At 36.0% G+C, this 23,603-nt stretch carries 21 protein-coding genes; 7 read left to right on the top strand and 14 right to left on the bottom strand.

Features of this window, described 5'->3' with window-relative positions; genetic code table 11:
• Nucleotides 1-123: 123 nt before the first annotated feature.
• Nucleotides 124-1,086 (bottom strand): IS30 family transposase, encoded by a 963-nt coding sequence (locus CPS94_RS10585; RefSeq protein ID WP_112286489.1) that lies wholly within the window; start codon nucleotides 1,084-1,086, stop codon nucleotides 124-126.
• A gap of 302 nt (nucleotides 1,087-1,388) precedes the next feature.
• On the opposite strand from CPS94_RS10585, the gene CPS94_RS10580 reads away from it, so the two are divergent.
• A complete protein-coding gene (locus tag CPS94_RS10580) occupies nucleotides 1,389-1,916 on the top strand; it encodes a helix-turn-helix domain-containing protein (RefSeq protein WP_112286488.1) in 528 nt (175 codons plus the stop codon).
• A 190-nt stretch (nucleotides 1,917-2,106) separates the two neighbouring features.
• Nucleotides 2,107-3,279 (top strand): IS256 family transposase, encoded by a 1,173-nt coding sequence (locus tag CPS94_RS10575; RefSeq protein ID WP_112193322.1) that lies wholly within the window; start codon nucleotides 2,107-2,109, stop codon nucleotides 3,277-3,279.
• Nucleotides 3,280-3,328: 49 nt separating this feature from the next.
• Here CPS94_RS10575 and CPS94_RS10570 read toward each other — a convergent pair whose 3' ends face one another.
• From CPS94_RS10570 to CPS94_RS10545, 6 genes are all read right to left on the bottom strand, one after another.
• On the bottom strand, nucleotides 3,329-3,760 hold the full coding sequence (locus CPS94_RS10570) for a hypothetical protein (protein ID WP_112193324.1): 432 nt from the start codon (nucleotides 3,758-3,760) through the stop codon (nucleotides 3,329-3,331).
• A gap of 162 nt (nucleotides 3,761-3,922) precedes the next feature.
• Complete coding sequence (locus tag CPS94_RS10565; RefSeq protein ID WP_112193326.1) at nucleotides 3,923-4,675, bottom strand: DUF6339 family protein; 753 nt, start codon at nucleotides 4,673-4,675, stop codon at nucleotides 3,923-3,925.
• Entirely contained in the window at nucleotides 4,665-5,531 is an 867-nt protein-coding gene (locus tag CPS94_RS10560; RefSeq protein WP_112193328.1) for a hypothetical protein, read from the bottom strand. Before CPS94_RS10560 ends, CPS94_RS10565 begins: the two co-directional genes overlap by 11 nt.
• Nucleotides 5,515-7,452, bottom strand: a complete 1,938-nt coding sequence (locus CPS94_RS10555) for a hypothetical protein (protein WP_112193330.1) — start codon at nucleotides 7,450-7,452, stop codon at nucleotides 5,515-5,517. Before CPS94_RS10555 ends, CPS94_RS10560 begins: the two co-directional genes overlap by 17 nt.
• 150 nt (nucleotides 7,453-7,602) lie before the next feature.
• Entirely contained in the window at nucleotides 7,603-8,310 is a 708-nt protein-coding gene (locus tag CPS94_RS10550; RefSeq protein ID WP_135998878.1) for a hypothetical protein, read from the bottom strand.
• Nucleotides 8,311-8,337: 27 nt separating this feature from the next.
• Nucleotides 8,338-8,769, bottom strand: coding sequence for a very short patch repair endonuclease (locus tag CPS94_RS10545; protein ID WP_112193335.1), 432 nt, complete (start codon nucleotides 8,767-8,769; stop codon nucleotides 8,338-8,340).
• Between the two features lie 126 nt (nucleotides 8,770-8,895).
• On the opposite strand from CPS94_RS10545, the gene CPS94_RS10540 reads away from it, so the two are divergent.
• On the top strand, nucleotides 8,896-10,380 hold the full coding sequence (locus tag CPS94_RS10540; RefSeq protein ID WP_202863184.1) for a MutH/Sau3AI family endonuclease: 1,485 nt from the start codon (nucleotides 8,896-8,898) through the stop codon (nucleotides 10,378-10,380).
• A gap of 43 nt (nucleotides 10,381-10,423) precedes the next feature.
• Here CPS94_RS10540 and dcm read toward each other — a convergent pair whose 3' ends face one another.
• The 4 genes from dcm to CPS94_RS10520 all read right to left on the bottom strand — a co-directional run bounded on the left by dcm (nucleotide 10,424) and on the right by CPS94_RS10520 (nucleotide 15,212).
• On the bottom strand, nucleotides 10,424-11,725 hold the full coding sequence (gene dcm, locus CPS94_RS10535; RefSeq protein ID WP_112193339.1) for a DNA (cytosine-5-)-methyltransferase: 1,302 nt from the start codon (nucleotides 11,723-11,725) through the stop codon (nucleotides 10,424-10,426).
• A gap of 231 nt (nucleotides 11,726-11,956) precedes the next feature.
• A complete protein-coding gene (locus CPS94_RS10530; RefSeq protein ID WP_162626445.1) occupies nucleotides 11,957-12,907 on the bottom strand; it encodes a reverse transcriptase family protein in 951 nt (316 codons plus the stop codon).
• A gap of 517 nt (nucleotides 12,908-13,424) precedes the next feature.
• Nucleotides 13,425-14,699, bottom strand: coding sequence for a phosphoribosyltransferase-like protein (locus CPS94_RS10525; RefSeq protein ID WP_112193343.1), 1,275 nt, complete (start codon nucleotides 14,697-14,699; stop codon nucleotides 13,425-13,427).
• A 168-nt stretch (nucleotides 14,700-14,867) separates the two neighbouring features.
• Nucleotides 14,868-15,212, bottom strand: a complete 345-nt coding sequence (locus tag CPS94_RS10520) for an abortive infection family protein (protein WP_112286486.1) — start codon at nucleotides 15,210-15,212, stop codon at nucleotides 14,868-14,870.
• Nucleotides 15,213-15,357: 145 nt separating this feature from the next.
• Between CPS94_RS10520 and CPS94_RS10515 the strand changes: the two genes are divergently transcribed.
• Nucleotides 15,358-16,320 carry an IS30 family transposase gene (locus tag CPS94_RS10515; protein ID WP_004048827.1) on the top strand — a complete coding sequence of 321 codons (963 nt, stop codon included), beginning with the start codon at nucleotides 15,358-15,360 and terminating at the stop codon, nucleotides 16,318-16,320.
• Here CPS94_RS10515 and CPS94_RS10510 read toward each other — a convergent pair.
• Nucleotides 16,270-16,509, bottom strand: a complete 240-nt coding sequence (locus CPS94_RS10510) for a YSIRK-type signal peptide-containing protein (protein WP_112286485.1) — start codon at nucleotides 16,507-16,509, stop codon at nucleotides 16,270-16,272. The genes CPS94_RS10515 and CPS94_RS10510 overlap by 51 nt on opposite strands.
• A gap of 346 nt (nucleotides 16,510-16,855) precedes the next feature.
• The gene (locus CPS94_RS10505) at nucleotides 16,856-17,257 is read right to left on the bottom strand and encodes a hypothetical protein (protein WP_112194262.1); all 402 of its coding nucleotides are present in this window, start codon (nucleotides 17,255-17,257) and stop codon (nucleotides 16,856-16,858) included.
• A 244-nt stretch (nucleotides 17,258-17,501) separates the two neighbouring features.
• Between CPS94_RS10505 and CPS94_RS10500 the strand changes: the two genes are divergently transcribed.
• On the top strand, nucleotides 17,502-18,506 hold the full coding sequence (locus CPS94_RS10500) for a LacI family DNA-binding transcriptional regulator (RefSeq protein WP_112194260.1): 1,005 nt from the start codon (nucleotides 17,502-17,504) through the stop codon (nucleotides 18,504-18,506).
• A gap of 166 nt (nucleotides 18,507-18,672) precedes the next feature.
• Entirely contained in the window at nucleotides 18,673-20,589 is a 1,917-nt protein-coding gene (locus CPS94_RS10495; protein ID WP_112194258.1) for a glycoside-pentoside-hexuronide (GPH):cation symporter, read from the top strand.
• Between the two features lie 177 nt (nucleotides 20,590-20,766).
• Here CPS94_RS10495 and CPS94_RS10490 read toward each other — a convergent pair whose 3' ends face one another.
• On the bottom strand, nucleotides 20,767-22,686 hold the full coding sequence (locus CPS94_RS10490) for a glucose PTS transporter subunit IIA (protein WP_112194256.1): 1,920 nt from the start codon (nucleotides 22,684-22,686) through the stop codon (nucleotides 20,767-20,769).
• Nucleotides 22,687-22,882: 196 nt separating this feature from the next.
• Here CPS94_RS10490 and treR point away from each other — a divergent pair, with 196 nt between their 5' ends.
• On the top strand, nucleotides 22,883-23,602 hold the full coding sequence (treR, locus tag CPS94_RS10485; protein WP_004050005.1) for a trehalose operon repressor: 720 nt from the start codon (nucleotides 22,883-22,885) through the stop codon (nucleotides 23,600-23,602).
• Nucleotide 23,603 lies beyond the last annotated feature (1 nt).

Below are 23,603 nucleotides of genomic sequence, written 5' to 3'. Positions count from 1 at the left end.
TATATCATTGAATATAATAACAACTACAGGTAACTTACATTTTATGTAGTTTATGAAAATGCTACTACCAATTTGTTGCACAAAAACAAGATTTTTTAATTACTCCTGAATTGTCAAATCAAGTTAGAAAAAAACTACTTGCTCATTTGTAATATACTTTATGAATACTTCTAGTGGGGTTCTATAGTTTAAACTTTTACGTGAAATATTGTTTCTATAGCTAGCTACTTGTTGGACATAGTCAGTGGGGAGATCACTGAGATCCATATCTTTTCCTAGTCCGTCTTTCCTAAGTAATCCATTTGTCTGTTCATTTAACGCTCGTTGGTTAGGAGCACCCACATCAGCAAAGTAGGTACTGATATCATGCTTATTAGCGATATCTTTCCACTTAGAGAATTCTTTGCCATTGTCAAATGTGATCGATTTAAAGAGTCCTTTAGGAGTAACAGAAAGTAAGGCATCAAGTTTCTCAAAGATAGCTTTATCCGTCTTATGGCGCGTATTCAAAATGATGACAACCTTAGACTTTCGTTCAACTAATGTCATTACTGCACCATGATGTTTTTTACCTTGGATCGTATCAGCTTCAAGATGTCCAAATTCATTATGGTAGTTGGGATAGTCCTGATGCCGCTCTGAAAGATCCCGACTTAGTCGTCCAGCTTTTCCACGGCGTTCAACGTAACCATTTGGATGTCTTTTTCCTTTCATTGGAAGCAAGGTCACATCTAGAACGTTAGAACGCTTGAAGATGCGATAAAGGGTACGCATCGAACAGCTGATATATTTTTCATTACGTCCGATGATCGTATCAGGAGTCCAGCCTAGACTAACTTTTTCCTTGATGTACTCAAGTTCGTCATTAAGTAATACGATCGGTTTACGCCCAGACTTAGCTTTATTAGTCCGATAGTTTTCATAGTATTCAGAGATCGAATTCCCAGCATCTAAAAAACGATATACTCGATAAATAGTTTCAGCACTACGTTTTAAGGTTTTAGCTACAATATAGGCTTTAACACCTTGATTCCAAAAATTTTGTATGAAGGACAGTTCGCTTATGGTAAGATGATTATAGGTCATTTGTGATTTTCCTTTACTTTTGTTTGTCGATACTCAAAAGTCTATCACAAATGGCTTTTTATTTTTCTAACTTAATTTTACAAACTGCGTGTAAAAAAATACTCCCCACATTTCTGTAGGAAGTGTTGTATAGGTCATCCATATCAGTTGACGGACACCCAAATATTTACTCTTTACACAGTTATTGACAAAGGGATTAAATACATTATTTTTGTAATCAACTAAAAAACAAACCAGAAATAACGATGTGTGAAGTGAACCCCCTAAGTTGGACAAAGGAATCTGACTTAGGGGGTTTTACTATGACTAAATTTTCTTTTGAGGATAAGTTGCGGGCTGTAAATATGTATCTAAGAGGCTATGGAAGTAACACAGTAGCTAAAGTTTATAAAGTGAAGAATCACTCAAATATCCTTATGTGGGTCAAACGATATCAAAAATATGGTATTGATGGGTTAAAAGTTCGCCGCCCTAAATACGATTACGATGGAAATTTTAAGCTCAACGTTTTAAACTGGAGAAAAAGACATAAGGCTTCCTATCCGGAAACAGCACTTCAGTTTGATATAAGTGATCCTGGGACGATCGCGACTTGGCAACGTAAATTGGATACTAAAGGTGTTGATGCCTTATTTACTAGAAGAGGACGGGCTAAACACATGACGACCAACAATAATAAACAAGCAGAAAAATCAGAATTATCTGAATTAGAACGTTTACGAGCTGAGAATCGTGCTTTACGGGTTGAAAATGAATACTTAAAAAAACTCGATGCCTTGGTTCAGAAGCGCGGACATCGCAAGAAAAATATCAAAGCATCCAAGAATTAAGGCAAGAATTTAAATATACATTGGATGAAATACTACCTTACACTAGTCTTAAACGTAGTACATTTTACTATCAAGCTCAACGAATAAACGATAAAGCCCATATAATTGTGTAAAAGTTAAAAGGCCATGTAACAGCCCTTTTTACGGTACAATGTTTTTAACCACAAAAACATACCTAGGAGGACGTTACATGACCCAAGTACATTTTACACTAAACAACAAAGAGGTTCAAAGTATTATTGAACATTCGGTAAAAGATGATATATCTAAAAACATTCTAACCACTATTTTCAATCAATTGATGGAAAATCAACGAACCGAATATATTCAAGCCGATGACTATGAACGATCAGAAAGTCGTCAGAGTCAAAGAAACGGCTATTACGAGCAAGATTTTACGACTCGTGTGGGTACACTTGAATTAAAAGTGCCTAGAACACGTGATGGTGAATTTGCACCGACGGTGTTTGAGCGTTATCAGCGAAATGAAAAGGCACTGCTCGCTTCCATGTTAGAGATGTATGTCTCAGGTGTTTCTACCCGTAAAATTTCAAAGATTGTTGAAGAACTCTGTGGAAAATCGGTATCGAAATCTTTTGTTTCTAGCCTGACTGAACAGTTAGACCCGATGGTCAACGAATGGCAGAAACGTTCACTCTCAGGTACGAATTATCCTTATCTGATGACGGATGTTCTCTACATAAAAGTCCGAGAAGACAATCGAGTGCTTTCTAAGAGCTGCCATATTGCAGTCGGAATAACGGAAGATGGTGACCGTGAAATCATTGGCTTCATGATCCAAAATGAAGAAAGTGATGACACATGGTCCATCTTCTTTGACTACTTAAAAAAACGCGGTCTACAGGGGACAGAACTCATCATTTTTGATACCCATAAAGGCCTAGTGTCTGCGATTCGTAAGTCCTTTACCAACGCAAGTTGGCAGAGATGCCAGGTCCATTTTTTAAGAAACATCTTCAGTTCCATTCCAAAAAAGAATTCAAAACCGTTTAGAGAAGCAGTAAAAGCGATCTTTAAGTTTACGGATATTGAACTCGCTCGAATAGCTAAGAATGCCTTAGTCGGTGAATATATCGACCAGTCTAAATATACAAAAGCTTGCGAAACATTGGATAATGGCTTCGAAGAAGCCTTTCAATATACGGTTATCGGAAATGGTCACAATCGGCTAAAAAGCACCAACCTTCTTGAACGACTGAACCAGGAAGTCCGCAGAAGAGAAAAGATTATTCGGATTTTTCCCAACCGAACGTCTGCCAATCGATTAATTGGAGCTGTCCTTATGGACCTTCATGACGAATGGCTCAGTTCTACAAGAAAATATATTAAGTTTGATCAATGAGAGACCGGTAAAACATTGTATAGTATTTTACACAGGATTATGGACTTGACTAGTGAAAAAAATTACTATATTTAAACTCATCATCCTTTAGTGAACTATGTGTTTCTAAAGTAAATTTAGAACTGCATTTAATCGTAGTGTCAGAAGTTTTGACCTTACAAACATAGCTAATATCATATTTATGTTTCTTGTTACTTTTCTCGACAAGTAAGCTTTCATCCTCGATATCTTCATTAGCAACATTCTCATCATCTACTTTAAACTCCGAATGTGCTACTGCATGAGCATACTCCCAAAAAGCATTTTTTTGTTCATCTGTCAATTTGTCTATTTTTGATGATAGTAAGACTTGTTTTTCATTCGAATTATAGGCCGGTGCATGCCAAATATACCAATCATGTAATTTGATTCCACCAACTATACATATTATTCCAATCACAATACTAGGTAATACGATCTGCAAAATTTTTTTCTTATCCACAACATTGACCCTCCATTTATTTTTTTAACACAATATAAAAGTATCTTATACTATAAAAAACAAATCAAGTTGTGTCCTATTTTAATTACTTGTAAATAGTTACTGACTCCTATAAATATCTATTCATACAACAATACAAGTCATTAAATCTCGCAACAAAAACTATCTTCGTAAAATTTTATTTCTCTGTGTTGGCGGTATCATTAAAGGATCAGCTACGATCTCATCAATAAATGCTAATGTTTCTTGATATACTTCTTCTTGAGTCATCATATCTAAGACCTTAACACCACCCACAGCATTAAAATGTCCATTTATGAAGCCATAGCTCCAGCTCTGATTTTTGATAACATCTTGTCTATCTCTGATACCCTTTACTATACCGAGCATGATCTCTTTATTCGAAGTTAGCTTGCTGGAAAAGAAACCTACAGCTTTTCCTAGTGCATTCTCTGCACAGAAAAATTCCATTAATTCATATGGATCATCGCTTTTTTCATCATACAGTAGATATCCTAACCACCAATATTTGGAAATACATTGGATCAATTGATCACGCTTAGTTTTCAAAAACAATGCATTCTTGACTTTTGTCCGATCGTTACTTGATAACAGCTTAAGGGTATAATCTAAATAAAAGGTATTAGCTAATGTAAACCACAAATTCTCCTTAGAAGCTTGAGCAGGAGTTAGTTCACGTAATGATCCATATATGAGTTTCGTATTATTGATATAGTCATTAGGTGTTGTTAACTCATGAAAATCAAATGGAATGTCAGCTTCATATGTAGGTGCTTTTTCAAATATCTCAAGTAGCGCTTGTTTGTCACCCGTCCGATATAATTTTGCATATTCATCATTTATATCTCTCCCAAAAGCTTCAATGAATTCTTCTGTAAATAACTTAATCCTCATTTTTAAATAATTCCCCCACTTCTTCAAACGAACGCTCAAGTGGATCATCTAAGATCAACTGTGCTAACACGATTGCTGAAATACGTTGATCTTTTAACTCATCGATACTATGTCCCAAAAGTTCGATTTTTTTATCTAATACCTGATACCATTTATAGTCTTCTAATTCTGCCGAACCAGAGCTTGCTACTTTATTCAATAGTTCGATCACCGCAGGAAAAATAACCATACTTAAAGCTATTTCAGGATAATTGATCGACTGCACATAAGCTTCATACTGCTTTTTTGGTAAATAGACATATACAACATGGCTATCCATATTCAGTTCTAACTGCTTACTATCCCTAGACTTGGCTACCTTTATAATAGATGAGAGTTTTTTAAAACTTTCTACTTCAGATAATGTGATATCAACTGTAAAGCTAACTGCTAAAGGATCTCCCTTTTCTAAATCAGGAAAGACATAGTTACTTCCATAGAGATCTGGATTAACATTTCTTATTTTTAAATCATCTATATCTTCATTTGCGAGTAAGAATCCAGTCAATTCAACTTTTTGTCGCATCAATGTTTGATCTATTTCTACATCTACCATTTTTGTAACTGGATCAACTGGAATAAGCTTTCTAAAATAAGTCCGACTACATTCAACATGCATATATAATCCTAAAACACCATCTGTAAGTAGCGTTTCAAGCTGAGCATCCTTCAATTTGAATACACAGTGGACCTTGGCATTCTTAAATGGTGTCGCTTTTGTCATCGTATATTCCACATTAAAATATGAATCACTGGTATAATCCTCATCTTCGACTGATAGCACTGGATAAGGATAGATACTATTTTGTATACGCATAAACTTCCACCTCCAGTTTCAAACGAGTATTCCGATTCAATTTTATCCGAACCTTCTGCCAACGTTTCTTTAAAATTTGTGGCAAATATATACTGTGTCCTTGTGTTTCAAAGTTTGCATTACTTACCTGTGCATTCAAAACAGAAACATAACCCTTGTTTCCAGAATCACCAATGATATCAACATCTACTTTGACATTGGATAGATCATGATCAGACCACAGCAACAGATCATGGATACCATGAGCAGCATCAACTTCAATACAACGATACTTGATCCGAGTGATGCGACTTCGATTACGACGACCTTTATTCAGATACTGGTCACCGCTAGTTTTATCAAAATTCCCCATAGATCCACCGATCCCATTTTGATTATCACCAGTACCTAGGCCTTTACCATTACCTGTGCCATAACTTTCCGCTCCACCATGTTCGCCTGGTTTACGTCCTGTTCTTTCAAAATCATCGCTCATATCATCATCAAAACTAGTTTCATAGTCACGAGTAGACTTACTGCTTGTCGATTCTTTATGCACAAGTTCGATCTTAATATCATCTTTTTGCTTAGACAAACCTTCTCTACCTTTTAAATCATTAATATCATCAGGTAAAAATTCACTGATACCAAATGCATCGACTTCATCTTCAATTTTTTCTTTGTACTTTTGATTGATGCTTTCACGAATAAATTTTCGTAGATCTTTGAGCAGATTTTTGGCAAACTTTGGATCATCACTGTACCTATCAGCAGACCACTTATCATGATTAGGATTTTCAACTTGCTTCAAAAAATCATTGATATTTCTTCCATCCGCGTAAAAAATACCCGAGAATTTCAAAGTACCACTGATATTTTTTTGTTCGTATATCTTCATCCCCGCGCTACGCGTCATTAAAACACGCCGATTACTTTCGACATTTTTAGAGGCTATTAAAGTAGCTTCACCTGGTTGTATCCCATATTTCTCCAATCCGATCAATGGGAAAACATCATGTTCTTCATCTTTTAAGACACCATAGTAACTCAAAACATTAGTGTACCTCTTAGTTAATTTCTTATTAGACTTGATCTCAGCTATTATTTCATTGATAGTCGAAAAATCGACTTCAAAGTTATTGATATCCACAACTAGTTTTTGCTTATAAAATGAGTACAAAAAGTTATCCACAAGTGAATATTTTATCTGACTCTCCCAGTTCTCAAAAATATCCTTATTTATCCCAATAATATAAATGTCTGTGCCACTTTCCTTGCGAATATCATCGTCAAAGGTAACATTTTTTTCTAACGGTTGTTTACCGTTCTTCCCTAAATAACCAGTCCCCTGTGTTATCTTATCGCCTTCTTTAAAGGATACAAATTTCATGACCCCGATCGAGCGATTTTGCTCTTCAGCAACAGTATTATAGAAGACCATTCTTAAGTCACTAACTGCAAATGGCGCGCCTTTTCCGATACCAAATGATCCCGCAGATGAAGAATCTTTTTTTACGGATGAACCTACTTGATCGATCAAAGATTCCCAATTATTTTTTAGCAATCCTGTCGTGTTATAGTCACTTATCTTTAAAATATCTAAATATTCTTGGTCTAAGACTTCTTCCATTCTTTGAAGCATTCGTTGTGTATTAGCTTCATTTGGCCATTGCTTCTTTGCTTTTTTGACGATATCTTTACGTAATTCATCTATTCCTTGGATCGAACTTGTTTTCTTTTTTAAAAGTTTAAATGCTACTCTTACTGGCTTATTTTCCTCAAGTTTAGCATCCAAAGAATTTTGACATATCTCACGCGTCAATGAGTCAAGTGGATCATCTCTAAACATCTCAAGTGCAGCATTAGATCCCGATTCTAATTGAAGATCACGTCCACCTGGAAAATACCACTTATTCTTTCGTATGCTCGAAAAAATACTCATAAGTATTATCTCTCCTTAATATATGTAATTTATGTTTATTATACGTGATACGTCAATTTTTTTATACTTATTCACTATTAATATTGATAAAATTGAAAATTTTTTATAAAAAATGAGCAGTATCCTACTTTGGGCCCTGCTCAATTATACTTAATATATTTTCTTAGGTGCTTTGTTGAAATACGATTCAATGTGTAATTCTGCAATTTTTTTCAAATATCCCTTGTCGATCACAATATTTATTGGCTTTTCTGGTAATTCTATATTTCGCATCAATCTAATTCCCTTACCTTCATCAAAATCCTTAAACTTATAACACCGCTTGTCAATTGTAGCCATAAATTTTTCCAAGTAGTCGGGATCGTCATATTTTCCAAATAAATCATCCTCACACGAAAAAACATCTCTAACAAAATCTTGTATTCTCTTTTTGTTTAGTAACATTGACTCAACTGATATAATCTCTACATCTTTTTTCCACCAATGTTTATCTTTTACATCATCTGGTAACGTTATCCAATTTATCAAATAATAATCCGTATTCGTGTAATTTTTTCCAAATAACCATCCTTGATTATTTCCATGAGCATTTATCTTCGTCTTTAATTCAAATGCGAAGGTGTTTATTGTTTTGCGTGGATTTGGATAATACAATGCAGCTTTTTCGTCAATAACGACCACTCTTTTATCATCCATGTATAGTAGCATATCTTCTCCCGCAGATTGTCTAATTTTTTCAGTCACTGTTTCATATCGAACTACTTTACTTCCATCCAATGAATATCTTGTTTTAACTAATCCGTATTTTCCACCATATAAATGCTCACATAGAAATTTATTTACTTTTTCTTCACCCAAACTATCTTTCCGCTCCCTACACATCTTCTATTCCTCCCTACTTCTCACAATATACTTCACAAATTCCACACAATAATCGGTCTCTTTCAATACCATCTTCTCCCAAAAATGGATCACATACCAGCCATCAGCTTCCAATAAGGCATCATTGCGCTTATCACGCTTCATATTCTCTTCGATTTTCTCTATCCAATACTCACGATTACGTTTTAACCTCTGCTTACGCACCTCCCAATCCTTTCCATGCCAAAATTCACCATCAACAAAAATAACAATTTTATATTTAGTTAATACGATATCTGGAGATCCAGGTAATTTTTTATAATTTTTGCGATACCTTATACCTTCGTGCCATAAACGTTTCGCCAATAATACTTCAGCCTTACCGCCTTTTAAATGGACCCGAGACATGCGTTTTCTTGTCTTTTCGTCAGAATCATAACTTTTTGGATGCTTCATCTTGATCACCTTATCCCTGACCGTATTATATCAACTATTTAATAATTTTTTTATCATAGTGGTATCACTTCACCTTTTGTGTCATTATATGAGTTAGAGAACTGTAGATAAGGTGGGAAAATTATTATGGAACATGAATTTTCATATACCTCAAAAGAGATCAACGATAAGCTGAGCTCTATCATTAATGAAACTTTAGGAGATATCGACGTCAATAATGCTTTTGACAAAACTATCGGTAAACCTAAAGTTACGGGGATCGCTGGTGATGTTATCGAACAATCAGTTCTAGGCTACCCAGCTAATTCTGACCAAAAGCCAGATATTATCGTTGATGGTAAAAACGTAGAGGTAAAAACTACTGGTGTCAAATATTCAACTAAAGCCTTGAAAAAGAAAAAACAAACAGTGGCTGACTTTGAAGCCAAGGAACCAATGTCTGTAACTGCTGTTTCACCTGAAAAGATAGTAAATGAAACATTTGACGATTCAAATTTTTGGCATAAGTTAGAAAATATCCTCTTCTTTTATTATCACTATGATTCCCCAACGACCGTCAAATCTTGGGAGTATAAGGATTTTAAGGTGGTAGGTGCTGAATTCCACGAATTTTCAAATGCAGACAAGGAACGTTTGAAGCAGGATTGGGAAAAAGTACGTGATTTTATCATTGATGCTCAAAAAAATTATTCTGACCCAACTACTCGGTATCCTTTGCTTGGTTCCTTACGTAAAGAATTATTACTGATCGACACAGCACCTAAGTATCCAAATCCACCACGTTTTCGCCTTAAGCGAAGCACTGTGACTTCGATCATTCAAGAATACTTTGGTAAAAAATTTGAAAAACTTCCTCAAATCGATAGTTTTTCAGATATCGATAAAGTCTTGCATAATGCAACTCAAAAATATCGTGGTCTAACAGTCGAAGAATTACTCAAACGCTTAAATATAAAATATACATTGAATACGAGTGGTGATGTTAATAAAAATGTTGCTGAAAAAATAATGCTGAAACTTTTCGGTTCAAATGCTAATAAGCTCAATAAGATCGATATCTTTCAAAAAGCAAACCTCACCTTAAAATCGATCGTCCAAACTAAGAAACAGACTCGGACTGAAGATACTAAATTGTTTCCTATCGACTTTGACGAAATAGGACTAGATCCTGATTTTGAAGAATCTCAATTCTATACTTACTTTAGTGAAAAACAATTTATCTTTGTTATCTTCGAAGAACCAGATAGCGATGCAAAATTACTCAAAAATAAATTTCTCGGTTTCAAACGTGTTTCTTTCGATGACCACTTCATTGATAATTATGTTCATAAAGCTTGGACACATACCAAAGATCTAGTCTTGAATGATGGTTTAGTTGAGGAGATAGTCATCAGTAAGAAAACTGGTCGGCCTATCATCAACAAGGCTGGGACTCCGAGGACTAAATTGAACTTCATCAAGAGTTCTGAAAATCCTATCTTTGTTCGTGGGTCTGGAAAAGATTCTAAACACAAACCTTTGCAAGTCAATGGTATCGATATGTATGCACAATGGATCTGGATCAAGGGATCGACCATCAATGAAATGCTAAACAACTTAGACTACATCTAAAAAAGAGCAGCTGCCTATCATTTGATAAGTAGCTGCTCTTTGTCTATTCATTATCTGCATCTATTTTCTTAAGTTCTTTACCAATGCGTGATACGATCCCTGTAACTAACGCATTTCCCATGAAAAACATCCGCATTCTAGTGGACACTTCTTTAACTTGACCATCTTCAGTCAATTTATATTTAGTCCAATCATCTGGGAAATCTTGTAAGCGCTCAGCTTCAATTGGTGTCAATAAACGATAACGTCCATCAATTTTTAACAAGTGGGTCGAGCGATTAGTTGAACCCTCAGATGTTAGCATCGTCCGACTTGGTAAGTCTAATGAATCATATGGACTCATGCCGCCTTCAGAATATGTGTATTCATGTCCATCAGCTGATTTACGTTGGAGTTTCTTAGGACCACGTAGATACTTGAATTTTTCTAATTTATCATCATCATTTAGATAGAATTCTTCTGGTACATCTGCTTCAGCTTGTACGATATCCCCTAAAGTTCTAGGCTTTTCTTCGCCAGTAGGTGCTGTTTCGATAGTGTAATAATGCCCATTATGCATCACACCAGTATTAAATACTTTACCAGTGAAGTTATCAGAAATATCAACAACATCACCTTCTAAAGTATATTCAGCGACCCGATTTTTCACTGGCTCTTGCTTCACAGGAAATTGTCTTGCAAATAATCCATCTTTAAAAATATAGTCTTCATATGGATTTTGCCCTAACTCCTCCAAGTGCTCTACTTCACCAGATCCAAGCTTTTTGTTCACACGCTTGGCCCATGGTGTATCATTACGATAGACAAAGAAAAAGACACGTCTTCTTCTCTGTGCCTCCCCATATTCAGCAGCATTGATGACACGCCATTCGAGCGAATATCCTAAGTCAGCAAATGATTTGAGCATAATAGCAAAATCACGTCCACGTTGGCTCGTAGGTGATTTTAAAAGGCGGTCAACATTTTCTAAAACGAGGTACTTGGGCTTGATATTTTCAGTAGCACGAATGATCTGCCAAAAGAGGACACCCTTCTTACCTTGGATACCCTTAGCACCTGTATGGGCAACAGAGTAGTCTTGGCAAGGAAAGCCACCAACTATCATATTAACGCCATTTTCCTTCATTTCTTGGAATTTTTTATCAGGTATTTCTGCTACATCGATCCCAATATGTTCCATATCTGGGAAGCGATATTTCCCTACTTCAAACGCATCTTGTGTCTTACGTGATGGTTCATATTGGTTAGAATACAATGTTTGATAATACTCATTATCTGCATTGTCAAAACCGATCGTAAACCCACCAACACCATCAAACATTGAAAAAATGTTTAACTCCGCCATTCATTTCACCTCATCAATTAAATATCATTACTATATTGTAGCAAAATTTCCCTGATCGATCAAGGGAGCGCTTATATCAGTCAATCATAATATGTTATCGCCATTAAACAAACATGAGTTCGTACGAGCGAAGAATTAGATACTATATATTACAATTACTATTCTTAACGCTTTATGCAGAAATAGTTATACAATTCTTATGTTATGAATATCCCTCAGTTGCTCAATAATCTATAACTTTTTTTGTGTCACTCTATCCCTAAATTCTAACATGTCTATTCTTTCTAGTAATTTCAAAGCTAATTTTTTATCGGTATTTCCAATAAAGTGTGCCGTTCCTCTCAAATATCCAAAAAAGTTCTGTCTATTATATTCTCCTACATATTTCAGATGGCCAGATACACCAAATTTTTCACAGTAATGGATTTCCCGCTTTATTCTCCTTCTTATTTTTTTTGAAACTGACATATACTCTTTAAAAACATTAATTCCTGTGACTTTAGCTGGATATTTACCTAAAATAATTTTTTTCTTCATCTTATTAATTTTAAATTTAGGTAATAATAAATTTTCTATTTCCGAAGATAGTTTCATTAAATCATCGAAGGTAAATGTTTTACTAGTAGATATTGTTATATCATCCGAATATCTAGTATATACGAACGTATTTTTACCATATTTCTCATTTAAAATTTTTTCTATCAATTTATCATATTTATAAAAAAATATATTTGATAACATTGGACTAGTTGAAAAACCTTGATTTAAAATATTTTTATTTGAACATAATTTTCCAAATAACATAGCAACATCCTTAGAAAACCCCAGATTTTCAAAAATCTTTGAAATATCATCTCTATTAATAGCATCAAAAAAATTCATAATATCTAATTTAATCATACCTTTATATCCTACATGGCATTGCGCATTTGTAAATATAGATTTTTTAGATACATATGCATTTGCAGCGTCTGAAATCTTCACATCCTCTAAGATATTTTCCAGAATCCAACTCTGTATTGCTTTTAATTGATTGTTAGCAATAAATATATACCTTATATCCCCATTCTTTTTCTCTATGGGGTAGAACCAACTACTATTATCGACAAATTCATCAATATTTTCATTGATACCAAAAGCCTCACTTACCTGTTTTACTGATATACTTCTAGACACTTTCACTATAAATCCCCCTACACAAAAAGCCATCCTTTTAGAAGATGGCCGTTGGAATACTAACAAGAAACTTACTAATGAGTGAATGATTCTTTTTCTTTATAGATATTCGCTCATAAAAGGACACCTGTCCTTACTCTATTCCCCCATAATATTACCATAGTAGCCAAAGATTATCTACCTTATTAATTAAGAAGATGATCTTTTTATGTGTCTTATCTCTTCATCATCATTGCCACATAATTCCTAGTTTTTATATCTTTGTTCGCATATAATTAATCTTTTCAATCGTATTTTTACTATCGAAAAATGTACTCGAAGCCCAATATAATACTTGTTTGCCATACTTATGATTAATTTCATCGTATCTATACCATCTTCTCTGATAAGCGATAGATTGTCTTTCCTTCAGTTAAACCACTTTTGATACTTTTTGTCTCCGTAACGTTGAATTTTTTCGAACCTCTGTAAATTCTATGAATTTTTATATAAACAATTAAGAGCTCACTAAATAATAGTAGCTCTACTTGTATAAAATATCATCGTTAGGTAGCTTATAGCAACTCTTCCATTTTATATTACTTAAAATCCCCTCTCCACGTTTAGTCAAATAAATTTCATCATTTTTATACTCAATTAATTTTGCCTCATTAAACAAGTCAACTAAATCTAATGCAGTCCCATCCTGTATAGCCAAACAATCGCAAAAAATTTTTATTACATCTCCTAATTTAGGATTAACTTTATCACTTATTTTTTTTAACAGTATTAGCCCCTTCATACAAACTTTTTTATTTATTCCTCCTCCACTACCTATATTTATTGAAGAATATCTAAAATCATACTTTTCCAATGTGCGATTCAAATTATCCATATTATATTTTTCCTGAATATTCCTATTTGCACGTCTAAACATAGGTTTCCAAAATTCATTTTCCTGCCAAAAATTTTCTACAGTACTATTCGGTGTATCTGTATATGTAGATACCAAAGCTTTTTTACTATATCTGTTAGCTTTAACTTTAGCTAAACTATTGATAGTTTCGACAGCTTTCGTATTTGAATATTCAGTCATCGTGGCACACTTATAATACCTAACAACATTTTGTAACCTATTTTCATCAATAAATTTTTTTATCAGTTGTTCAGCCTCTTTTGAGACTTCCAATAGTAGCATTACGACTTCTATATTTAATTGCCCTAATTCTTGTATATTTTCAGAATTTTTTTTCAAAAATTTATTAACTAAACTATTTCCAGTTCCTACAAAATCATCAAAAATGATAATTTTCTCTAACCTAAAAACATTAGCAATACCATATGATTTACCTTTTTGGGATAGTCTCTTCTTCTCTTCAATATACTCAGCATCTGATATTTCCTTACCAATTCTTTTGTCTTTTAACGCTTTATGTTTTTCTCTTATATTTACTACTTCATAAAATAATTCATCCGTCTCCAATCTAGATAATTTATATTTTCCATCTTTAACCCCTTCACAAAATAAATTATATGTCAAATTTGAAGATTCAACTCTATTTTTTTCCATTGTCAAGGGGTTTATTATAATATTAGGTTCATTCAATATACCACTATATTTCTTAATAAACTTAAGCATATCATCTCTTGTATAGTATCTATACTCATCCAACATATTAAAATAATATTTACGTGCTTCAGGCTTACTATTAAAAAAATTTTTTTGAAAATCTAGCATTTCTATGATATCTCTATCATCTTTTATATCTATGATATTTTTGCTTGTAATTTTTAGATACTTTTTGTATATGTCTTCCATCATATGCCCTCCTCATAATAAATAATATTCCTAATATATATATTGGCACATCTATATAATCTAGTCTTTTATCGTAACGTAAAAACATTTCCACACTCTGTAGCCTAATTTCAGAAGAATATAAAATTACTTTTAAAGTTTGAAAATATACTACTATTATTGCGAAACTCATTGTCTATTATTTATAACCGATATCATAAATTCTCCCAAACTTTTAGCCGAATTAGCTACCAAGCGTGCATGATGCTCCTTTATTGTATTTCTTTTACTACCTCTTCCATGAGCATCTCCATTATTATTACGAAATTCTGAAATAGCTACTATTATTTTTTCAAGACCTGATAGTATCTCTTTCACTCTCACATCTTCAAATTTCGACTGATCCATATTATAGTTTTGTTTAACCAACTTGTACAGTTTTCGTATATTACCGCGAGTATTTGCTTCAACTCCTCGTTTTTCAAGAGCATATATAAATACTTCTTCTAGTAGAGTTCTAGATTGTGTTAACACACTATCATAATCTCCAGATTCTAAATTTTTATCTATTTTAACAGAAAGTTTTTTTACGCAGTTTGTAAAATTAAGTTAGAAAAATAAAAAGCCATTTGTGATAGACTTTTGAGTACCAACAAACAAAAGTAAAGGAAAATCACAAATGACCTATAATCATCTTACCATAAGCGAACTGTCCTTCATACAAAATTTTTGGAATCAAGGTGTTAAAGCCTATATTGTAGCTAAAACCTTAAAACGTAGTGCTGAAACTATTTATCGAGTATATCGTTTTTTAGATGCTGGGAATTCGATCTCTGAATACTATGAAAACTATCGGGCTAATAAATCTAAATCCGGCCGTAAACTCATCGTATTACCTAATGATGAGCTTGAGTACATCAAGGAAAAAGTTAGTCTAGGTTGGACTCCTGATACGATCATCGGACGTAATGAAAAACATATCAGTTGCTCAATGCGTACGCTTTATCGCATCTTCAAGCGTTCTAACGTTTTAGATGTGACCTCGCTCCCAATGAAAGGAAAAAGACATCCAAATGGTTACGTTGAACGCCGTGGAAAAGCTGGACGACTAGGTCGGGCTCTTTCAGAGCGGCATCAGGACTATCCCAACTACCATAATGAATTTGGACATCTTGAAGCTGATACGATCCAAGGTAAAAAACATCGTGGTGCAGTAATGACATTAGTTGAACGAAAGTCTAAGGCTGTCATCATTTTGAATACACGCCATAAGACGGATAAAGCTATCTTTGAGAAACTTGATGCTTTACTTTCTGTTACTCCTAAAGGACTCTTTAAATCGATCACTTTTGATAATGGTAAGGAATTTTCTAAGTGGAAAGATATCGCTAATAAGCATGATATCAGTACCTACTTTGCCGATGTAGGTGCTCCTAACCAACGTGCACTAAATGAACATACGAATGGATTACTTAGGAAAGACGGACTAGGAAAAGATATGAATCTCAGTGATCTCCCCACTGACTATGTCCAACAAGTAGCTAGCTATAGAAACAATATTCCACGTAAAAGTTTAAACTACAAAACCCCACTAGAAGTATTCATGAAGTACATTACAAATGAGCATGTAGTTTTTTTCTAACTTAATTTGACAATTCAGGTGATCTTTAGTCGTTGTTGTCGCTTCATCAGCTGATACTCCACTAAAACCAGCAAAAGTAAAACCGATCAAGACAGAAGCGACTCCAACACTGATCTTTCTGATCGCAAAGCGTTGTTTCTTTGGTTCTAACTTATGTATTAATAATTTATTATTATTGCGTGATAACAAAACTAAAAATAGCCCTCCTCAGTTATTAAAAAGTATAAAAATAGGGGGCGTATACAATCGCTATACTCCTCTACCTAATTTATAAACATTTACTATAGTACAACTAAAGAAATTTATTTTCGGTAATTTTTTGATATAAATACATATATTATTTTAATTTTATTTTTTAAAATAAAATTTTTAAAAATATATCTATCCTTATAAATATACTTTTTTTGGGCTAAAACACTTAAATTGGCCATGCTACCCTTACACAAATAGCATTTCAATTTAACAAAAAACTAATATTTTTCTAAAAAATTGACTATAGTTCCATTTGAAAATGAAACTATAGTCAATGAGCTTTTTAAAGATCGTTGCAACGCATGATCGTTAAATGTAACATAAAATCATTGTATTTATCATCAGCTAGATCACGCCCAACTGCAGTGACTGTCCGTACAGCCAACTCTTCGTTTTGATCATACAGATCTGTGCTATCAACACGTAGATCTAAATCGATACCATCTTCAATATGAATGTGTAATTCGGTCTCGTCATAATCACATTGGTAAAAACCACGGATCGGAGGTAAAGCATCTTTGCTTTGACGTTCACCTTCAAATGACACTTTTTGACTCTGAGCATCGCATAATATCATCTTAACATTAAAGTCTGCCATCGTTGACATTTCTGCAAATACGTAGTAGCCACGAGGGATACTCAACTTAACTGTCTTATCGTCTTCCAGCAATGCGATCTTATTCATCTTTTAACCCTCCATAAATCAAAAAATAAAATAATTATATAAAACTTTTTAATGATTTAATTTTATATTCTTTCGCATTTTTGGGTCAACAAAATCACTTTCATTTAGTTCTGACTTAACACAAACATAACAATTATTATGTAAACGTTAAGTTATTTTTTATCAATCTTATACCACAATTAGCAAAAATTACATCTATAGGGTAAAATATAACTATAAATATGCAGTAAAGGCAGGTAATATTATGGTAACGATCAAACAAATCGCAGAAGAAGCCGGTTTTTCACAAGCTACCGTCTCACGCCTCTTAAATGAAGATCCGACCTTATCCGTTTCCCCTGCCACTAAAAATAAGATCCTCACAGTGGCAAACAAGCTCGGCTATGGTAAACGCCAAAATAAATTTCTTATCTCACGTAAGATCGCACTTTTGACCAGTTTCACCGCTGAAGAAGAGCTGCAAGATGTTTATTTTAATACTCTAAAAGAACTTATCCTAAAACAAAGCAAAAATGCCAACTTAGAGATCGATATCTTTCATGATCTTGATCATTTGATCGCTAAGGGGAAAAATTACGAAGGCTTCATCGGGATCGGTGCAGATGATCTTTCCTCAGAAAAGCTAGCTAAACTCCATGAAGTCACACCGCTCGGGATCTTTTTAGATATCAATCCTTATCCGGATAAATTTGATTCCGTCCAACCAGACCTCTCCCAAACGATCTTAGATGCCCTCGACTTATTACAACGTGCTGGCAAAAAACGGATCGGCTTTATCGGGGGTGTCGGTTCGATCATGGGGCAACACAACTATCGCCAAGATCCGCGGGCTTTTGCCTTTGAAAATTGGGCTAAGCGCTTAAATATCTTTAATGAAAAAGATTATTTCGTCGGTGGCTCATTTACAACTTCAAATGGTTATGAGCTCGGTAAAAAAGTCATTACTAACTTAGGTACAGATCTCCCCGATGCCTTTATCGTCGCTTCTGACGCTTTGGCGATCGGTGTTTTACAAGCTTTCAATGAGGCTGGGATCCGCTTGCCACAGGATACTGCGATCATCAGTATCAATAACATTGAAGTCTCACAATACGTTTCACCACCATTGACGACTTATAGCATCGACCAAAAAGAACTCTGTCAGACCGCGATCAATTTATTATGTGATGCCTTAGAGCGTCCTGACCGCGCCAAGATCCATGCTTTCGTCAATACTGAATTAGTGATCCGTAAAAGTTTTACTTTATAACCCCCTAAAAAATCGCATTCTATCAAGGATGCGATTTTTATTTTACCGTTTTTACGTAATTATTTTAGTAATCTAGTTTACTTATTAAGTAAAAAGTTGTATGATGATTCCTGTAAACGATTACAGCTAGTTTTAGTTATTTGCTTAGCTTTTAGGGGGAACACCAATGGAAAAACATGCATCAAAATCATTTATCTCTAAGTTCTCATTTGCAATGGGCAACTTGGGGCATGCAGCTTTTTACGGCTTACTGAGCAATTGGTTCATCGTCTTTGTTACGGCGGGCTTGTTCAGTGAACTAGCACCTGCGATCGCCAATAAGCTGATCGCTTTGATCACTGGTCTGATCGTGGTGATCCGGATCATCGAGATCTTGATCGATCCACTGTTGGGAAACATCGTGGATAACACTCAAACTAGATGGGGCAAATTCAAACCTTGGATCATTGCCGGGAATCTAGTCAGTGCTGTGATCTTAGTAATACTTTTTACTGGGATCTTTAACCTAGCCAATGTCAATTGGATCGCCTTTGCCGTATTATTTGTGATCTTGTTTATCACTTTAGATGTCTTTTACTCATTTTCCGATGTCTCTTATTGGGGCATGGTACCAGCCTTGAGTGAAGATAGTAAGGAACGGGGCGTCTACACGGCCCTTGGAACTTTGACCGGTTCGATCGGGTGGAATGGTCTGACCGTCATCGTCGTGCCTGTGGTGACCTATTTTACTTATGTTGCCACCGGAAAACACACGCAAGGTGCCCAAGGTTGGCTAGCATTTGCGATCATCATTTCGCTTTTAGCTATCGCCTGTGCATTTATCGTTGCTTGGGGAACTGAAGAAAAAGATAATCTTATCCGTAATGCTGCTAAGCAAAAAACGACGATCAAAGATGTTTTTTTGGGGCTAGCCAAAAACGATCAGATCCTTTGGGCCAGTTTAGCATACTTTATGTTTTCCTTTGCTAACGTGGTCACAAACGGGGTCTTGTATTACTTTTTCAAATTTGTCTTAGGTAAACCAGAGACCTTTAGTTTGGCGGGCTTTATTGCGATCTTAGTCGGTTTTATGACCTCACCTTTATACCCTGTCTTGAATAAGTTCATCCCAAGAAAGTGGCTCTTTTCCTTTGGACAATGTTGTATGATCACTTCATACCTGATCTTCATCTTTGCCCGTGAAAATATGGCCCTTTTAGTCGTTGGGCTCGTCTTATTCAACATTACCTTTGCCCAACTCGTCACAGTCCTCACCTTAACAGATGCGATCGAATACGGGCAATTAAAGACTGGCGAACGTAACGAAGCTGTCGTATTAGCTGTTCGTCCGATGATCGATAAATTAACAGGGGCCTTTTCAAACGGGATCGTCGGTTATATCGCGATCGCCGCGGGCATGACTGGCTCAGCGACTGCTGCTGACATGACCGCTAAAAATATCCGAACTTTTGAAAGCATGGCTTTTTACATTCCACTTGCTCTAGCGATCTTAGCTTTGTTGATCTTTTTGACCAAGGTCAACTTGACTGAGAAAAAACACGCTGCGATCGTTGAAGAGCTCAAGGATAAATTAGCTGCTGGCGATGAGACTTTTGGACTTGAAGCTAAACAAGCTCCACTAACTGTCAGTGAGACAACTAATGTCTTAGCTCCAGTCACTGGTTTTGCTAATGCTTTACCAAGCAAAGCTGCACCTGATTTTGATGCAATCGGTTTTGTGATCGCTCCCCTCGATACTAAAGTCTACGCGCCATTTGACGGCACAGTCCGCTTTACATTCTCCACTAAACACGCCTTAGGATTGGTGGCCGATAATGGACTAGAAGCGGTCATCCATGTGGGGATCGATACGGTCAAATTGCGTGGTGAAGGTTTTGTCACATATTATACTGACGGTCAAGCCGTCAAAGCTGGTGATCTGTTGTTAGAATTTGATCCAGCTGTGATCAAAGCTGCCGGGCTCAGCGATAATGTGATCGTCTTTTTCACACAGCCTAAACGCATCACCAATTTGAAACTCGATATCAAACGCGAAGTGACCCATGGGCAACTGCTTGCACAGGTCACCATAAAACAAGGTTGACTTTAAACCACTTAAATAGGCGTTCAGGACACACACACCGTGTCCTGAACGCCTATTTTGTCGTGCTCCCAAATGCAACTCCTAGTAAATATCAACGCCTCACTAACGATGCATAAAACGCATCTTTAGCGAGACATTGCTATTTTTACGGAGTTGATCGCATTTGTCCGCACTGATTTATTTTGGAGTCTTTTTCTTTTCTACTTTTTTACCCATTTCCATTTCATCGTTGTAGCCCCAGAACCAGGTCACTAAGAAACTAATGATCAAAGCAGCTGCACTTGAGAATAAGAAAGCATAGAAACTGTTTAACTCAGTTGGATGTGCTGGGTTAAAAAATGATGGGAAACCGATCAATGAACCTGTAAAGCCAAACATCGAACCGTGCATCAGACCTGTAATGAAACCACCCACAGCTGAACCGATCAAACCTGAGATAAAGACTTTACGGTAGCGTAAGTTGATCCCGTAGATCGCTGGTTCTGTTACCCCGCAGAAAGCAGAGATAGCAGCTGCGATCCCTAATGATTTCATGTCATTTTTACGTGATTTGATCGCTACGGCTAAGACAGCGGCACCTTGAGCGACCATAGTAACCGAGATAATCGCATTCAATGAGCTTTCGCCACTAGCTGAGATCTGTTGTGCCACCAATGGAACAACGCCCCAGTGTAAACCAAAGATAACTAGCAATTGATAGAAACCGCCAATGATCAAACCACCAGCCCAGCCAGAAGCATGGACTAACCAGTTGATGAAATCAGCGATCCCGTTAGCTGCGCCTTGAATGATCGGACCAGTAACAACTAAAGTGATCACAGAAACAACTAACACAGTGATCAATGGATTAAAGATCATTTGCAGATAGTTCGGTAAAGTCTTCTTCAACCAATCCCCTAACTTCTTAGCCATCCAAGCTGCTAAGATCATCGGAAAGATCGAATATGTGTAGTTTAAGAATTGGAAGTGGAACCCACCGATCGTAAACATATCCTTAAACTCACGACCCCAGTCAACTAACTGTGGATAGGTCAAGACGCCCCCGATCACAGCTGTTACGATCGGATCACCACCTAAACGTTTAGCTGCAGCAAAACCAACTAAAACTGGCAAGAAGTAAAAGGCTGAATCGGCGATCGCACTAATTGTGATATAAGCCGTATCCTTAACGTTCAACAAACCACCTAATTGTGGCAAGGTCAATAAAGCTAAGAGCCCTTTGATGATACCAGCCGCAGCGATCACACCAACTACTGGACTCATCGAACCTGTGATGACCCCGATCAAATTGCTAAAAGCACGACTCACTGGATTTTTACCATCATCTTGTGTGGTCGTTTCAACAGCTTCACCTTCACCTAAACCTGGTAATTTCTTCATCACTGCATCAAAGACGTTGGTTACTTCATTTCCGATCACAACTTGGTATTGACCTGAAGCATGCATCACGTCGATCACACCATCGGTCTCACGTAAAACGTCATCGTTGGCCAGCTTTTCATCTTTCAAATAAAAACGTAAACGAGTAATACAATGGATCAAATTATTGATATTTTCTTTGCCACCAACATTTTCGATGATGATATCAGCTAATGCATCATAGTCACGTTTGCCAGCTTTTTGTTTAGCTTCTTTAACATAAGCTGTTGCGACCGTTTGACCAGCTGTTGCTTCTAATTCTTCAACATCCAGTCCTTCTAACTTATCGGCCGAGTTCGTGATGATCACCATGATCGTAGTTTGAAGACCCGCTAAACGGATATTTTCCAAGGCCATGTTAGCGATCTCTTGTCCTGCTTGAACTTTATCTCCAGTCTTGACCTTTAATTCAAATGGTTCCCCGTGCAGACCAACGGTATCGATCCCCATATGGATCAAGACTTCCAAACCTTCTTTAGTTAAAATACCGATCGCATGTTTAGATTCGGCGATCATCGTGATCTCCCCAGCGACTGGTGCCACGATCTTTTCACCGATCGGTTCAAGTCCAAACCCTTGGCCCATCATCCCTGTCGAAAAGACTTCATCTTGAACTTTATCTAGTGCAATGGCTGCCCCTGCAGCGGGTGCACCTAAGACTACTTTGTTCTTAGCCATTTTATTTCCCTCCATACGTAAAACTAAAAACGTTTTCACTTAACTTCACCGATAACTATACATGTTGTCTATACATGTTGTCAACATTTTTTTGTAACCATTTACAATAACGATAACATAAGCATTTTTTTATTTTGCGCATGTACAGACAACTGTGCTAAAATGAAATAAAAAATGACGTTAAGGATGTGAAATTATGGCTTTGAAACACGAAATGATCGCTAATGACCTCGCCGAAAAGATCAAACATCAACAATTTTGTCCCGGCGATTTTTTACCTAGCGAAAAACAATTAAGTGAACTCTACGGGGCTTCACGCGAAACAACGCGTAAAGCCCTCAACCATTTGACAGAATTAGGTTTGATCCAAAAATTAAAAGGCAAAGGGTCATTAGTGCTAGACATTCAAAAGTACACCTTTCCGATCTCAGGGATCACTAGCTTTCAAGAATTGAATCAAGCCTTAGGACTTCACGCAAAAACTAAAGTCTTACGGCAAGAAAAAGTTAAGGCCCCTGAATACTTTGGCAAGACACCGATCACCGCAAAAAAAGCGCTCTTTATCGAACGCCTACGGATCATTGATGATGCTCCTGCCGTGTTAGATCAAGATTATCTATTAGATCCACCGATCAGTGAACTACCAGCAAAGGTCGCGGCTAATTCGATCTACGCCTATTTAGAAAAACAATTAGGCCTTGAGATCGACTATGCCACAAAGGAGATCACTGTTGAAGAAGTTCCTAAAGATATTGCAAAGCGTTTAGACCTTGGACCAAACGAACCAGCTGTGATCGTGCGAAGCCTTTCTTACCTAAGCGACACTACTTTATTCCAGCTGACAACGTCATATCATCGCCCTGATAAATTCAAATTTATCGACTTTGCCCGCCGAAAGAAATTAAGTACTAACTAGG

This window comes from Ligilactobacillus murinus (assembly GCF_003288115.1).
GTDB lineage: Bacteria > Bacillota > Bacilli > Lactobacillales > Lactobacillaceae > Ligilactobacillus > Ligilactobacillus murinus.
The sequence above is the reverse complement of the archived record's forward strand: the minus strand, read 5'-3'. Positions and strand labels throughout refer to the sequence as shown.

Bases quoted from the DNA above. Each gene is read 5' to 3' on its own strand.
- CPS94_RS10585 (WP_112286489.1), bottom strand. From the start codon at position 1,086: ATGACCTATAATCATCTTACCATAAGCGAACTGTCCTTCATACAAAAT.
- CPS94_RS10580 (WP_112286488.1), top strand. From the start codon at position 1,389: ATGACTAAATTTTCTTTTGAGGATAAGTTGCGGGCTGTAAATATGTAT.
- CPS94_RS10575 (WP_112193322.1), top strand. From the start codon at position 2,107: ATGACCCAAGTACATTTTACACTAAACAACAAAGAGGTTCAAAGTATT.
- CPS94_RS10565 (WP_112193326.1), bottom strand. From the start codon at position 4,675: ATGAGGATTAAGTTATTTACAGAAGAATTCATTGAAGCTTTTGGGAGA.
- CPS94_RS10560 (WP_112193328.1), bottom strand. From the start codon at position 5,531: ATGCGTATACAAAATAGTATCTATCCTTATCCAGTGCTATCAGTCGAA.
- CPS94_RS10555 (WP_112193330.1), bottom strand. From the start codon at position 7,452: ATGAGTATTTTTTCGAGCATACGAAAGAATAAGTGGTATTTTCCAGGT.
- CPS94_RS10545 (WP_112193335.1), bottom strand. From the start codon at position 8,769: ATGAAGCATCCAAAAAGTTATGATTCTGACGAAAAGACAAGAAAACGC.
- CPS94_RS10540 (WP_202863184.1), top strand. From the start codon at position 8,896: ATGGAACATGAATTTTCATATACCTCAAAAGAGATCAACGATAAGCTG.
- dcm (WP_112193339.1), bottom strand. From the start codon at position 11,725: ATGGCGGAGTTAAACATTTTTTCAATGTTTGATGGTGTTGGTGGGTTT.
- CPS94_RS10525 (WP_112193343.1), bottom strand. From the start codon at position 14,699: ATGGAAGACATATACAAAAAGTATCTAAAAATTACAAGCAAAAATATC.
- CPS94_RS10515 (WP_004048827.1), top strand. From the start codon at position 15,358: ATGACCTATAATCATCTTACCATAAGCGAACTGTCCTTCATACAAAAT.
- CPS94_RS10505 (WP_112194262.1), bottom strand. From the start codon at position 17,257: ATGAATAAGATCGCATTGCTGGAAGACGATAAGACAGTTAAGTTGAGT.
- CPS94_RS10500 (WP_112194260.1), top strand. From the start codon at position 17,502: ATGGTAACGATCAAACAAATCGCAGAAGAAGCCGGTTTTTCACAAGCT.
- CPS94_RS10495 (WP_112194258.1), top strand. From the start codon at position 18,673: ATGGAAAAACATGCATCAAAATCATTTATCTCTAAGTTCTCATTTGCA.
- CPS94_RS10490 (WP_112194256.1), bottom strand. From the start codon at position 22,686: ATGGCTAAGAACAAAGTAGTCTTAGGTGCACCCGCTGCAGGGGCAGCC.
- treR (WP_004050005.1), top strand. From the start codon at position 22,883: ATGGCTTTGAAACACGAAATGATCGCTAATGACCTCGCCGAAAAGATC.